The organism is Streptomyces musisoli, from assembly GCF_016741855.1.
GTDB classification, from domain to species: Bacteria; Actinomycetota; Actinomycetes; order Streptomycetales; family Streptomycetaceae; genus Streptomyces; species Streptomyces musisoli.
The window spans coordinates 15,347-28,888 of sequence record NZ_JAERRH010000018.1 but is presented as its reverse complement, the minus strand read 5'-3'; the positions used below and the strand labels follow the sequence as shown (position 1 = coordinate 28,888).

Sequence of the window (13,542 nt, the reverse complement as noted above, 5' to 3'; positions counted from 1 at the left end):
GATCAGCACGACCACGGGCCTGACGCTCACCTGATGGCCAGGTTGTCGAGGTACGCCTGGACGTTGCGCCGGGTCTCGGTCACCGAGTCGCCGCCGAACTTCTCGGCGACCGCGTCCGCGAGGACGAGCGCCACCATGGCCTCGGCGACGATGCCGGCGGCCGGCACGGCGGACACGTCGGAGCGCTGGTGGTGGGCCTGGGCCGCCTCGCCCGTGGACACGTCCACGGTCTTCAGGGCCCGCGGCACGGTCGCGATCGGCTTCATCGCGGCCCGCACCCGCAGCAGTTCACCAGTGGTCAGACCGCCCTCGGTGCCGCCGGAGCGGCCGGAGACGCGGCGGATGCCCTCCGGCGTGTTGACGATCTCGTCGTGCGCCTTGGAGCCGGGCACCCGGGCCAGCTCGAAGCCGTCGCCGATCTCGACGCCCTTGATCGCCTGGATGCCCATGAGGGCACCGGCCAGCCGGGCGTCCAGCTTGCGGTCCCAGTGCACGTGCGAGCCCAGGCCGACGGGGACTCCGTAGGCGAGGACCTCGACCACACCGCCGAGCGTGTCGCCGTCCTTGTGCGCCTGGTCGACCTCCGCGACCATCGCCTTCGACGCGTCCGCGTCGAGGCAGCGCAGCGGGTCGGCGTCCAGCTTCTCGACGTCGGCCGGGGTGGGGTACACGCCCTGCGGGGCCTTCACGGAGCACAGCTCGACGACGTGCGAGACGATCTCGACGCCGGCCGTCTCCTTCAGGTACGACCGGGCCACCGCGCCCAGCGCCACGCGGGCCGCGGTCTCCCGGGCGGAGGCGCGCTCCAGGATCGGGCGGGCCTCGTCGAAGCCGTACTTCTGCATGCCGGCGAGGTCGGCGTGGCCGGGCCGGGGGCGGGTCAGCGGCGCGTTGCGGGCGAGGTTGGCCAGCACCTCCGGGTCGACCGGGTCGGCCGCCATGACCTGCTCCCACTTGGGCCACTCGGTGTTGCCCACCATGATCGCCACCGGGGAGCCCATGGTCAGACCGTGCCGGACACCGCCCAGGAACGTGACCTCGTCCTGCTCGAACTTCATCCGCGCACCGCGGCCATAGCCGAGCCGCCGCCGCGCCAGGTGATCCGCCACCATCTCCGTGGTGACCGGCACGCCGGCGGGAAGACCCTCCAGCGTCGCGACAAGTGCGGGACCGTGGGACTCCCCCGCGGTCAGCCAACGCAGCCTGCTCAACGGTGCTCCTCACTGCTCGCGCCCGGTACTGCCCTGCGTACGCGCCTGCTCGCGTACGGCGACGGCGCCACCGGGTGCGCGACCCCGGTCCGCCACCTCCGATCATCCCACGTTCGGCGGCGGTGTCCGGCCGCCGGTCCAGCAGGCGGACGCGGGCCGGACCCCGTGGGCCGGTGCGCGACACCGGCGGACCGTGCGGAGGCACCGGCGGGCAGCACGCGGGCACCGGCGGGCCCTGCGGAAGCACCGGCGGGCCCTGCGGAGACACCGGCGGGCCGTGTGCCGGGCGGGCTGGGTGCGGTGAGCGGGGTGTCAGCGGGCCGCGAGCGCCTTCTCCCCGGCGTGCCGCATGGCGTCCATCGGGCCCGGACGGTGCCCGGTCATCTGCTCGAACTGGAGCACGGCCTGGTGGACCAGCAGGTCGAGACCGCTGACCACCGCGCCGCCGAACATGGACCAGCGGGCCGCCAGCTCGGTCGGCCAGGGGTCGTAGAGCACGTCGAAGAGGGTGGCGGGGCGTTCGGGCACGGCGGTGGCGAGGGCGTCGGTGGTCCCGGCGGGCGTGGTGGCGATCACCAGCGGCGCGCGCATCGCCTGGGCGGCGTCCGACCAGTCCGCGGTGCGGACCTCCACGTCGAGCCGTTCGCCCCACTGCCGCATCTCGGCGGCGCGGGCCTCGCTGCGGACGTAGGCGACGACCTCCCCGGTGCAGATCCGGGCCAGCGCGGCGAGCGCGGAGGAGGCGGTGGCGCCGGCGCCCAGGATGGCGGCGGAGTCGACCTGTTCGATGCCGTGCTCGCGCAGCGCGGCCACCATGCCCGGGATGTCGGTGTTGTCGCCGAGCCGGCGTCCGTCCTCGGTGAAGACGAGCGTGTTGACCGCGTCGACCGAGGCCGCCGTGTCACTGATCTCGTCCACCAGCGGGATGACCGCCCGCTTCAGCGGCATGGTCAGTGACAGTCCCGCCCACTCGGGCCCGAGCCGGTCCAGGAAACCGGGCAGCGCGGCCTCGTCCACCTCGAAGCTGTCGTACGACCAGCCGGTGAGTCCGGCCGCGTCGTACGCGGCCCGGTGCAGCACCGGGGAGAGGGAGTGGGCGATCGGCGAACCGAGCACGGCGGCCCGGCGGCCGTCAGTTGCCCGAGCTGGCATTGAACTTGTCCTTGAGTTCTTGGAATTCGGCGTAGGTCTTGGCGAACTCGGTGTTGCTCGTGCCGTCGGTCGCCACGAAGTAGATCCAGCCGTCGTCCGTCGGGTTGAGTGTCGCCTTCAGCGCGTCCTCGCCCGGGTTGCCGATCGGGCCGGGCGGAAGTCCCTTGTGGGTGTACGTGTTGTACGGGCTCGGGTTGCTGTTGATCTCCTTCTCGGAGATGTGGATGTTGCTCTTGCCCAGGAGGTAGTTGTAGGTCGAGTCGAACTGGAGCAGCCGGTTGGTCTCGGTGTTGGTGGGCTTGAGGCGGTTGTAGACCACCTCGGCCATCTTGCGGAAGTCGTCGTGCGTCTTGCCCTCGGCCTGGACCAGGCTCGCGACCGTGACCAGCTCGAACGCGTTGTCCAGGCCGAGTTCCCTGGCCTTGCCGTCGAGACCGTAGGCGGCGTACTTCTGCTTGGCCTGGGTCACCATCTGCTTCAGGATCGCCTCGGGCTTCATGCCCTTCGCGGCCGGGTACGTGGCCGGCCAGAGGAAGCCCTCCAGCGGGTCGATGATGTCGCCGTTGTTCTCCGCCCACGCCGGCAGGCCGAGGCTCTTGTACTGCTTCCGGGCGATCTTCTTGGTGCTGCCGGCGGGCAGGTCGAGCTTCTTGTCGATGGCCGCGTAGACGCCCGAGTTGCGCTCGCCCTCGGTGACCACCACGTTGTTCTGGCTGCGCGGGTCCAGCATGAGCTTGACGGCGCTGGCGGCGGACATCTCCTTCTTCAGGAGGTAGGCGCCGGCCTGGATCCCGTCGCCGCCCGGCGTCTGACCCTGGGCGTGGACGAACGCCTCGGCGCTCTTGACTACCCCGGCCTCCTTCAGGCGGCGGCCGATCTCCCAGCCGCCCGCGCCCTTGGGGATCTCCACGGTCACCGTCCGGCTGGTGCCCTCACCCGCGAAGTCCGGGGCCGTGCCGAAACGATTTTGGTAGAACTTGTAGCCGAAATATCCGACTCCGCCGAGGCCGCCGCCGAACACCAGGACGACCACCATGCAGGCGCAGCCGGTACGCCGCTTCTTGCTCTTGACCGGCTTGCGGCCCTTGCCGCGCCGCTCGCGCCGGCCCTGGAGCTCGTGCTCCTCGTCGTCCTCGTCGTCTCCGGCGAGGACGTCGGCCTCCCCCTCGGCGTCGGCCGCCGGCTCCGGACCGGGCTCGGGACGCCTGCGGCCGGGCGGCTCCGGCGGCGGGTAGGCGTCCTCGGTGCCGTAGAAGTCGGGCTGCTCCCCGCCGTAGGCCACGGGCTGCTGACCGTACGGGTCGCCGGGGTCGGCGGCGTACGGCACCTGGCCGTGCGTGCCGGTCGCGTCCCATCCGCCCTGGTGGAACTGCTGCTGGGGGTGACCGGCGAACTGCTGGTCGTACTGCGGCTGACCGGACACGTCGTACTGCTGGTGCTGCTGCTCGCCGTACCCGGGCTGCTGCCCCTGGGTCCAGTCACCGTGCTGCGACGCCTGGGGATAGTGCTGCGGCCGCCCGTCGTAGGGGGACTGCGGGCCCGTCTGTGCCTGCTGCCCTCCCCATCCGCCGTCCCCGTACAACGGGTCCTCCGGATGCCACGGTTCGGAGCCTTGGCCCCGGCCATACTCAGTCATCGATCCCCTAGAGCCGCGAGGCCGACGTTCACGCGGCCGGTGGGCCGGCTTCCGTTCCGCCTCTTGCTGTGCCCCGGCTGTTCGAACACCGGCGCATCGCGCGGAACGTTACCGTATCGCGATCAGATGACCACTTCGACGCCCTCGCCGGGTGCTTTGCCTGACACCCGTTCGGATTCCAGGGCCTGCTGCAGAATGACGACGGCCGCCGCCTGGTCGATGACCGAGCGGCCCTTCTTGGACCTGACGCCCGAGGCGCGCAGTCCCTGACTGGCCGTCACGGTCGTCATCCGCTCGTCCACCAGGCGCACCGGCACCGGCTTGATGCCCTGGGCCAGTTCCTGGGCGAAGGCGCGGACCTTGACCGCGGCCGGGCCCTCGCCCCCCTTGAGGGAGCGGGGCAGGCCGACGACGACCTCGATCGGTTCGTACTCCTCCACCAGTTGCCCGAGCCGGCGGTGAGCGGCGGGGATGTCCCGGCCGGGGACGGTCTCCACCGGGGTGGCGAGGATCCCGTCGGGGTCGCACGAGGCGACCCCGATCCGGGCGTCCCCGACGTCGATCGCGAGCCGACGTCCTCTGCGCATGATTCCTCGACCGTTCCCTACTTGGCGGTCTCGGCGACGAGCCGCTCGACGGCATCGACGGCATCGCCGACGGCGGCCGGGTTCTGGCCGCCGCCCTGGGCGACGTCCGGCTTGCCGCCACCGCCGCCGCCGAGCGTCTTGGCGGCGGTACGGACCAGGTCACCGGCCTTTAGGCCGCGCTCACGGGCGGCGTCGTTGGTGGCGATGACCGTCAGCGGCTTGCCATTGTTGACCGTGAAGAGGGCGACCACGGCGGCGCGTCCGCCCTGGATGCGGCCGCGCACGTCGAGGACCAGCTTGCGCAGGTCGTCCGGGGTGGTGCCGTCCGGCACCTGTCCGGTCACCAGGGCCACGCCCCGCACGTCCTTGGCGGACTCGGCGAGGCCGGCGGCGGCCTGGAGCACCTTCTCGGCGCGGAACCTCTCGATCTCCTTCTCGGCGTCCTTCAGCTTGCCGAGCATGGCGGAGACCTTCTCCGGCAGCTCCTCCGCGCGGCCCTTGAGCAGCTCGGTCAGCTGGTTGACGACCGTGTGCTCGCGGGCGAGGAAGTTGTAGGCGTCCACACCGACGAGGGCCTCGATACGGCGGACACCCGAGCCGATGGAGGACTCGCCGAGCAGCTTCACGAGGCCCAGCTGGGCGGTGTTGTGCACGTGGGTGCCGCCGCACAGCTCCTTGGAGAAGTCGCCGATGGTGACCACGCGGACGCGCTCGCCGTACTTCTCGCCGAACTCGGCGATGGCGCCCTGCTTCTTGGCCTCGTCGATGCCCATGACCTCGGCGTGCACGTCCAGGTCGCGGGCGAGCACCTCGTTGATCTTCTGCTCGACGTCGGTCATCACGGCCGTCGGGACGGCGGACGGGGAGCCGAAGTCGAAGCGGAAGCGGCCGGGCTGGTTCTCGGAACCGGCCTGGGCGGCCGTCGGGCCGAGGGCGTCGCGCAGCGCCTGGTGGGTCAGGTGGGTGGCCGAGTGGGCGCGGGCGATGGAGTGGCGGCGGCGGGCGTCGATCGAGGCGTGGGCCTTGGCACCGACGGTGACCTCGCCGACCTGGACGACGCCCTTGTGGACGTACACGCCCGGGACCGGCTTCTGGCAGTCGCGGATCTCGATGACGGCGCCGGTGTCGACCTTGATGCGGCCGGTGTCGCCGATCTGGCCGCCGCCCTCGGCGTAGAACGGGGTGCGGTCGAGGACGACCTCGACCTCGTCGCCCTCGGTGGCGGCCGGGGAGGAGACGCCGTCGACCAGCAGGCCGACGATCGTGGACTCGCCCTCGGTGTCGGTGTAGCCGATGAAGTCGGTCTCGCCGGCGGCGTCCGCGATCTCGCGGTAGGCGCCCATGTCGGCGTGGCCGGTCTTCTTGGCCTGGGCGTCGGCCTTGGCGCGCTCCCGCTGCTCCTTCATCAGGCGGCGGAAGCCCTCCTCGTCCACGGAGAGGCCCTGCTCGGCGGCCATCTCCAGGGTGAGGTCGATCGGGAAGCCCCAGGTGTCGTGGAGCAGGAACGCCTTGTCGCCGGAGAGGACCGTGCCACCGGTCTGCTTGGTCTCGGTGACGGCGGTGTCGAGGATGTTGGTGCCGGCCTTCAGCGTCTTGAGGAAGGCGTTCTCCTCGGCGACGGCCACCTTCTCGATGCGCTCGCGGTCGGTGATCAGCTCGGGGTACTGCTGCCCCATCATGCCGATCACGGTGTCGATCAGGTCCTTGACGACCGGACCGGTGGCGCCCAGCAGCCGCATGTTGCGGATGGCGCGGCGCATGATGCGGCGCAGCACGTAGCCACGGCCCTCGTTGCCGGGGGTGACACCGTCGCCGATGAGCATGGTGGAGGTGCGCATGTGGTCGGTGACCACACGGAGGGACACGTCCGATTCGTGGGCGTCGCCGTAGCGGACACCGGTCAGCTCGGTGGCCTTGTCGATGACGGCCATGGAGGTGTCGATCTCGTACATGTTCTGCACACCCTGCAGAATCATGGCGAGACGCTCCAGGCCGAGGCCCGTGTCGATGTTCTTGCTCGGCAGCTCGCCGAGGATCTCGAAGTTGTCCTTGCCGATGCCCTCGCCGCGCTCGTACTGCATGAAGACGAGGTTCCAGATCTCCACGTACCGCTCGTCGTTGACGGCGGGGCCGCCCTCGGCGCCGAACTCGGGGCCGCGGTCGTAGTTGATCTCGGAGCAGGGGCCGCAGGGGCCGGGGACGCCCATGGACCAGTAGTTGTCCTTCATGCCGAGGCGCTGGATGCGCTCCTTCGGCACCCCGACGACCTCGTGCCAGATGCGCTCGGCCTCGTCGTCGTCCTGGTAGACGGTGATCCACAGGCGCTCGGGGTCGAGACCGTAACCGCCCTTGTCCTGGGCGCTGGTGAGCAGCTCCCAGGCGTGCTTGATGGCGCCTTCCTTGAAGTAGTCGCCGAAGGAGAAGTTGCCGCACATCTGGAAGAACGTGCCGTGGCGGGTGGTCTTGCCGACCTCTTCGATGTCGGGCGTGCGCACGCACTTCTGCACGCTGGTGGCGCGCGGGAAGGGCGGCTTGACCTCACCCAGGAAGTACGGCTTGAAGGGAACCATGCCGGCGGGGACGAGGAGCAGAGTCGGGTCGTCCGCGATGAGCGACGCCGAAGGGACGACGGTGTGCCCGCGCTCCTCGAAGAAGCTCAGCCAGCGGCGGCGAATCTCGGCCGACTCCATCAGTGGTCCTCATTCCGGTTGTACGAGTGCTTCGTCTGCGAAGACATCGGGGCCTCGATGTACTTCGGGTTGCTGTGGTCGTTCTCGATGGCGGCGTACCGCCGGGCCACCGCGAGTTCGGGGTCCTCGTGGATGCCGAGGGCCTCCCCCAGTTCGGCCTCCCGCTGGGCCATGTTGTCGCGGACTTCGAGCGCGAAGCCGACCGCGCGGTCCTTCAGGCGCTGGCCGGTCTCCAGGGCCTTGTTCGCCGCGGTGGCGGCGAGGCTCTCCGGGGTCAGCTGCCTCAGCTTGCGGTTGACCTTGGTGGTGGCCCACACGCCGGCGGCGACACCGGTGCTGAACCAGAACGTACGGCGGAACATCGCTCGGTCTCAGTCCTTACTTCCGCTTGCGTCGTGCGGCGGGGACCGTGCGGCCCACGATCACGTTACGCCGGGGCGACTTCCCGGGCACGTCCTCCTCCTTGCGGCCGCCGAGGGCCCGGCGGACGCCGTAGCCGAAGGCCGCGACCTTGACCAGCGGCCCGCCGAAGGTGGAGGCGACGGTGGTCGACAGCGCCGAGGCGTTCGACGTGACCTCCTGGACGTCGGAGGCGATCGCGTCGACCCGGTCGATCTGGGTCTGCGCGGAGCGCACCGCCTGGGAGGCGTCGGCCAGCAGGGGAACCGCCTGGTCGGTCACGTCCGCGACGAGCTTGGTGGTCGCCTTGAGCGTCTGGGCCAGCCTCACCAGTGCGACGGCGAGGAAGGAGACCAGGATCGCCCAGAAGACGGCCACCAGGATCCCGGCCACCTCTCCACCGGACACTGTGCGCACCCGCTCCCTGAAACGTGCCTGAGCATCGAAAAAGTCGTGTGCCGAGCCTATCGCGCCAGGCGGAGGCTCCGTACCGGATTACCGGCCGGTGCGAGCGGAGTTGCGGGAAGCGATTGTACGGAATGAACACGGTTCAGTACGCTCCGTGTCCCATGCGAGGTCCTCACAGCGCCGGCTCCTGGACGGACGGCGATCCGCCCCTCGAACTCACCGCCTTCGTCGGGCGCTCGGCCGAGCTGGCCGAGCTGACGGCCGCGCTCGGCCGGGCGCGGCTGGTGACCGTGACCGGGGTCGGCGGGGTCGGCAAGTCCCGGCTGGCGGTGCGGGCGGCGGCACGGTGGGCGTCCGGTGACCCCACGCGTGGCGTGCCCGCGGCGGACCTGGGGCGGGTGGAGCTGGCGCCGGTGCGTGATCCGCAGTTCGTGGAGTACGCGGTCGTGGAGGCGCTGGGGCTGACCGACCACACCACCCGCACGCCCCGCCAGACGCTGCTGGAGCATCTGGCCGGCCGCCGGGTCCTGCTGGTGCTGGACGGCTTCGAGTACCTGGTGACGGCCTCGGCGGACCTGGTGGCGGAGCTGCTGCGGAAACTGCCGGAGCTGCGCGTGCTGGCCACGGGCCGGCGCCCGCTGGGCCTCGCGGGCGAGCGGCTGTTCCCGCTGGCGCCGCTCGGCGGGGACGAGGCGGTGGAGCTGTTCACGGACCGGGCCCGTTCGCAGGGGGTGCCGGTCGCCGACGGCGCCGAGGTGCGGGAGGTGTGCCGCCGGCTGGAGGGGATCCCGCTGGCGCTGGAGCTGGCGGCCGGGCGGCTGCGGGCACTGTCCCCGGCGCAGTTGCTCCAGCGCCTCGACGACCGGTTCCGGCTGCTGACCGGCGGCGGCCGGGACGCCCTCCCCCGGCACCAGACGCTGCGCACGGCGATCGGCTGGAGCCACGAGCTGTGCACGCCGGCCGAGCGGCTGCTGTGGGCGCGCCTGTCGGTGTTCGCGGGCTCCTTCGACCTGGAGGCGGCCGAGTACGTGTGCAGCGGGGAGGGACTGCCCGCCGAGGACGTGCTGGACGTGCTGGCGGAGCTGCTCGCCCAGTCGGTCGTCTCCCGCGACGAGGCCCAGGCGGGCCCCCGTTACCGGATGCTGGACACCGTCCGGGAATACGGCGCCGACTGGCTGGCGGCGACCGGGGACGCGGACCGGCTGCGCAGACGGCACCGGGACTGGTACCTGGGCCTGGCGACCTGGTGCGAGCTGGAGTGGTTCTCGCCCCGGCAGCGGGAGGTGGCCGCGCGGGTGGATGCCGAGCTGCCGAATCTGCGCACCGCGCTGGACTTCTGTCTGACCGTGCCGGACGAGGCGCACCTCGGCCAGCATCTGGCCGGTTCGCTGTGGTTCTGCTGGGTCGGCTGCGGCCGGCTCTCCGAGGGCCGGCGCTGGCTGGAGCGCAGCGTGGAGCTGGATTCGGAGTACGACCAGTCCCGGCTGAAGGCGCTGTGGGTGCTCGGCTACGTGGCGATCCTCCAGGGCGACACGGTGCCGGCGCTCCAGGCACTGCGGGCGTGCCGTGAGCAGGCGGAACGGTCGGCAGACCCGACGGCGGTGGCGTACGCCGAGCACCGCAGCGGCTGTCTGGCCCTGGTCACGGATGACATGGCCCGCGCAGAAACGCTGCTGCGGTCGGCGCTGGACCGCTACCGGGAGATCGGCGAGCTGAACAGCAACGTCCTGATGGGCCAGGTGGAGCTGGCGATGGCGCGGGCGTTCCAGGGGGATCTGCCGGACGCGGTCCGGCTGTGCGAGGACGTGCGCCAGGTCTGCGAGGACCACGGGGAGCGCTGGGCACGGTCGTACGCGCTGTACGTGCTGGCGTACGCGGCCTGGCTCGGCGGGGACCCGGCCGGCGCGCGGGCACTGCTGGCGGAGTGCCTGGGCGACGCGCACGCCTTCCGCGACCTGCTGGGCTCGGTGCTGTCGATCGAGCTGATGGCGCTGGTGACGGTGACGCAGGGGGATCCGGTGGAGGCGGCGGTGCTCCAGGGCGCCGCGGCGCGGTTGTGGCCCTCCGTCGGACTGCCGCTGTTCGGTTCGGCTTACTACAACGCCCCGCACGAGCAGTGCGAGGCCGCCGCACGGCAGGCGCTGGGCGACGCCCGGTACGCGGAGTGTGTGCGGGAGGGCGCGGGGCTGGACCGGGAGGCGGCGGTGGCCCGGGCGCTCAGGCACCGGGAGGTGGGGGCGCTGTCCGCGCTGCCGGCGCCGCGTGGGCCGGTGGTCCAGGGCGGCGGGGAGGCCGGGACGCAGGGGGAGCCGGGAAAGCGGGGTGAGGCGGGGAAACGCGAACCCGCCGCCTCGCCCACCCGGAAGGGCGGGGAGACGGCGGGCTGAGGTGCTGCGCCTGGGCTGGGGTCAGCGGGCGTAGTACTCGACGACGAGCTGCTCGTCGCAGATCACCGGGATCTCCTTGCGGTTCGGCTCGCGGTCCAGGCGGAACGCCAGGGCCTTGAGGTTCACCTGGAGGTAACGCGGGGTCTCACCCTCGGGGGCGAAGCCACCCTCACGGGCGATCGTGAAGAGCGTCTTCTCCTTGGAGCGGTCGCGGACCTGCACGACGTCGTCCGGACGGACACGGAAGGACGGCTTGTCGACCTTCTGGCCGTTGACCTGGATGTGGCCGTGGACGACCATCTGGCGGGCCTGGTAGATCGTGCGGGCGATGCCCGAACGCAGGACCAGCGCGTCGAGACGGCGCTCGAGCTCGATGATCAGGGCCTCACCGGTCTTGCCCTGGACCTTGGAGGCACGCTCGTAGGCGCGGACGAGCTGGCGCTCGGACACGTCGTACTGCGCGCGCAGACGCTGCTTCTCGAGCAGACGGACCTTGTAGTCCGAGTTCTGCTTGCGGCCACGGCCGTGCTCACCCGGCGGGTAGGGGCGGGCCTCGAAGTACTTGACGGCCTTCGGCGTCAGCGCGATGCCGAGGGCACGCGACTTCTTGACCTTGGGGCGGGACTGGTTCGCCACTTGTTCTTCTCTTTCGTAGTTTCCGGCTTGCCAGAGTTAGGGAGGTCGCATCCGCAGCCGGGAAAACCCGTCGGGTCCGCAGGGGACCTGCCGGGCAGCCGCTTCCCTGGTCTGGGCACATACGTGCAGCACGCGAGTGGCCCACCGACCGTCCCGGGATTCGGGTGGTGGTGGGCTGCCCGCGACACCGTTCGACGGTGCGCGACGCTCCTGGAGCCGGTCCGCGAGGACCGGTTCTCCGGCCGGCTGTCCCGCTCTGACGGCACGGGACTCGGCACTTCGGGGCAGTCTACAGGGTGCTCAGGACCGCCTGCGACCGAGGTGCTTGCGGGTCCATTCCACGGCGTCGGCGTATCTGGCCTCGGCGCCGTGCCGGCCCGGCGTGTAGTACTCGCGGTCCTTCAGGGCGTCCGGGGCGTACTGCTGCTCGGCGATGCCTTCCGGCAGGTCGTGCGGGAACACGTACCCCTGGGCGTGGCCGAGCTTGGCGGCGCCTTTGTAGTGGCCGTCGCGCAGATGCGGGGGCACGGGGCCGGCCAGGCCCTTGCGGACGTCCTCCATGGCGGCGCCGATCGCGGTCGTCGCCGAGTTGGATTTGGGGGCGAGGGCCAGGGCGATGGTGGCGTGGCTGAGGGTGAGGGCGGCCTCGGGGAAGCCGATCATGGCGACGGCCTGCGCCGCGGCGACGGCGATCGGCAGCGCGTTCGGGTCGGCGAGGCCGATGTCCTCGCTGGCGGAGATCATCAGGCGGCGGGCGATGAACCGGGGGTCCTCACCGGCCTCGATCATGCGGGCGAGGTAGTGCAGGGCCGCGTCGACGTCGGAGCCGCGGATGGACTTGATGAGGGCGCTGGCGACGTCGTAGTGCTGGTCGCCGTCGCGGTCGTACTTCACCGCCGCCCGGTCGACGGTCTGCTCCAGCGTCTGGAGGGTGATCTCGCTCTCGCCCTGGTCCAGGGCGGCCCCGGCGGCGGCCTCCAGGGCGGTCAGGGCGCGGCGGGCGTCGCCGCCGGCGATCCGCAGCAGGTGCTCCCCGGTGTCCTCGGGGAGCGTGACGGCGTTCCGCAGGCCGCGTTCGTCGGCGAGCGCGCGCTTCAGCAGGCCCCGGACGTCGTCGTCGGTGAGGGGTTCGAGGGTGAGCAGGAGGGAGCGGGACAGCAGGGGGGAGATCACCGAGAAGTACGGGTTCTCCGTGGTGGCCGCGATCAGGGTCACCCAGCGGTTCTCGACGGCGGGCAGCAGGGAGTCCTGCTGGGCCTTGCTGAAGCGGTGGATCTCGTCGAGGAAGAGGACGGTCTCCTTGCCGAAGCCACCGGTGGCGCGGCGGGCGCCGTCGATGACCGCGCGGACCTCCTTGACGCCCGCGGTGATCGCGGACAGCTCCACGAACCGCTTGTTCGTGGCCTTGGAGACCACGTAGGCGAGGGTCGTCTTGCCGGTGCCGGGCGGGCCCCAGAGGATCACCGAGGAGGGCCCGGCGGGACCGCCGCTGCCCTCGCCGACCAGGCGGCGGAGCGGGGAACCGGGCCCCAGGAGGTGCTGCTGGCCCACGACCTCGTCGAGCGTGCGCGGGCGCATGCGCACCGCCAGGGGACTGCCTGCCGGGTCCTTCTCCTGTCGTTCTTCTGCTGCTGCGGTGAAGAGGTCGGGTTCCACGCTGAAACCCTAAAACACCGCACTGACAATCCCGTCCGGACGTCAGCTGATCCAGAAGTCCCACCAGCGGGTCAGGACCAGCATGCCGATGACGCCGACGTGCAGGACCGGCAGCACCCAGGTGAACTCGCCGAAGAAGGACTTCAGCCATCGCGGGGCCGGCAGGAAGTCGTTGCGGATGTTGAACGAGGTGACGTACCAGAACATGGTGATCGTGGCGACCCAGGCCAGCGAGCACCACAGGCACAGCGCGTTGATCCGGTACAGGGACTGGAACTGGAGCCAGGCGCAGAAGACGACGCCGAAGAGGCAGCCGAAGTTGAAGGTCAGCCAGTACCAGCGGGGGAACCGCGCGCGGGCCAGCAGGCTCATGCCGACGCAGATCACGATGCCGTAGCAGACCAGGCCGAGCATCGGGTTCGGGAAGCCGAAGGCGGCCGCCTGCTTGCTCTCCATGACGCTGCCGCAGGAGACCACCGGGTTGAGGCTGCATGAGGGGGTGAAGGTCTTGCCCGCGACCTTGGCCTCGAGGATCTTGAACTTGTCGATCGTGATGACCCAGGCGGCCAGCAGTCCGGCCGCGCCCGTGATCACCAGCAGGATGGCGAGGGCACGGCTGCCGCCCACCGCGCGCGGGGCGTCGGCGGCGCGCTCCGGACCGGGCTCCGCGGAGACGTCGTTCAGTGTCGTCTTGCTCATCACGCCGATTCCGTCACTTGAGAGTTGGACCTTCTTCGGGCACGGGCCATTGTGCCGCACAGGCCTGTGCGTCCACCGTTC

11 protein-coding genes are annotated in these 13,542 nt (G+C 71.2%); 1 reads left to right on the top strand and 10 read right to left on the bottom strand.

The annotated features are described in order from the left end of the window. Positions 1-26: 26 nt before the first annotated feature. The 7 genes from aroC to JK361_RS32220 all read right to left on the bottom strand — a co-directional run bounded on the left by aroC (position 27) and on the right by JK361_RS32220 (position 8,083). Positions 27-1,211, bottom strand: coding sequence for a chorismate synthase (gene aroC, locus JK361_RS32250; protein ID WP_201825148.1), 1,185 nt, complete (start codon positions 1,209-1,211; stop codon positions 27-29). Between the two features lie 312 nt (positions 1,212-1,523). Next, a complete protein-coding gene (locus tag JK361_RS32245) occupies positions 1,524-2,363 on the bottom strand; it encodes a shikimate dehydrogenase (protein WP_201825146.1) in 840 nt (279 codons plus the stop codon). Then, positions 2,344-3,999 (bottom strand): endolytic transglycosylase MltG, encoded by a 1,656-nt coding sequence (mltG, locus tag JK361_RS32240; RefSeq protein WP_236053900.1) that lies wholly within the window; start codon positions 3,997-3,999, stop codon positions 2,344-2,346. The genes JK361_RS32245 and mltG overlap by 20 nt, the downstream gene beginning before the upstream one ends. 122 nt (positions 4,000-4,121) lie before the next feature. Then, positions 4,122-4,586 (bottom strand): Holliday junction resolvase RuvX, encoded by a 465-nt coding sequence (gene ruvX, locus JK361_RS32235; protein WP_201825144.1) that lies wholly within the window; start codon positions 4,584-4,586, stop codon positions 4,122-4,124. Between the two features lie 17 nt (positions 4,587-4,603). Then, positions 4,604-7,276: an alanine--tRNA ligase gene (alaS, locus tag JK361_RS32230; protein ID WP_201825142.1), complete on the bottom strand. Its 2,673-nt coding sequence runs from the start codon at positions 7,274-7,276 to the stop codon at positions 4,604-4,606. After that, positions 7,276-7,638, bottom strand: a complete 363-nt coding sequence (locus JK361_RS32225; RefSeq protein WP_201825141.1) for a hypothetical protein — start codon at positions 7,636-7,638, stop codon at positions 7,276-7,278. Before JK361_RS32225 ends, alaS begins: the two co-directional genes overlap by 1 nt. A gap of 16 nt (positions 7,639-7,654) precedes the next feature. Further along, complete coding sequence (locus JK361_RS32220) at positions 7,655-8,083, bottom strand: DUF948 domain-containing protein (protein WP_201825339.1); 429 nt, start codon at positions 8,081-8,083, stop codon at positions 7,655-7,657. A 161-nt stretch (positions 8,084-8,244) separates the two neighbouring features. Between JK361_RS32220 and JK361_RS32215 the strand changes: the two genes are divergently transcribed. After that, complete coding sequence (locus JK361_RS32215) at positions 8,245-10,470, top strand: ATP-binding protein (RefSeq protein ID WP_201825138.1); 2,226 nt, start codon at positions 8,245-8,247, stop codon at positions 10,468-10,470. A gap of 21 nt (positions 10,471-10,491) precedes the next feature. On the opposite strand, the gene rpsD is transcribed toward JK361_RS32215, so the two are convergent. The 3 genes from rpsD to JK361_RS32200 form a co-directional block, all read right to left on the bottom strand. Then, complete coding sequence (gene rpsD, locus JK361_RS32210; RefSeq protein WP_018570215.1) at positions 10,492-11,106, bottom strand: 30S ribosomal protein S4; 615 nt, start codon at positions 11,104-11,106, stop codon at positions 10,492-10,494. 300 nt (positions 11,107-11,406) lie between these two features. Then, a complete protein-coding gene (locus JK361_RS32205; RefSeq protein WP_201825136.1) occupies positions 11,407-12,762 on the bottom strand; it encodes a replication-associated recombination protein A in 1,356 nt (451 codons plus the stop codon). 42 nt (positions 12,763-12,804) lie between these two features. Continuing rightward, positions 12,805-13,461, bottom strand: a complete 657-nt coding sequence (locus JK361_RS32200; RefSeq protein WP_201825134.1) for a vitamin K epoxide reductase family protein — start codon at positions 13,459-13,461, stop codon at positions 12,805-12,807. Between the last annotated feature and the right edge of the window lie 81 nt (positions 13,462-13,542).

Bases quoted from the DNA above. Each gene is read 5' to 3' on its own strand.
- JK361_RS32245 (WP_201825146.1), bottom strand. From the start codon at position 2,363: ATGCCAGCTCGGGCAACTGACGGCCGCCGGGCCGCCGTGCTCGGTTCG.
- mltG (WP_236053900.1), bottom strand. From the start codon at position 3,999: ATGACTGAGTATGGCCGGGGCCAAGGCTCCGAACCGTGGCATCCGGAG.
- ruvX (WP_201825144.1), bottom strand. From the start codon at position 4,586: ATGCGCAGAGGACGTCGGCTCGCGATCGACGTCGGGGACGCCCGGATC.
- alaS (WP_201825142.1), bottom strand. From the start codon at position 7,276: ATGGAGTCGGCCGAGATTCGCCGCCGCTGGCTGAGCTTCTTCGAGGAG.
- JK361_RS32225 (WP_201825141.1), bottom strand. From the start codon at position 7,638: ATGTTCCGCCGTACGTTCTGGTTCAGCACCGGTGTCGCCGCCGGCGTG.
- JK361_RS32215 (WP_201825138.1), top strand. From the start codon at position 8,245: ATGCGAGGTCCTCACAGCGCCGGCTCCTGGACGGACGGCGATCCGCCC.
- JK361_RS32200 (WP_201825134.1), bottom strand. From the start codon at position 13,461: ATGAGCAAGACGACACTGAACGACGTCTCCGCGGAGCCCGGTCCGGAG.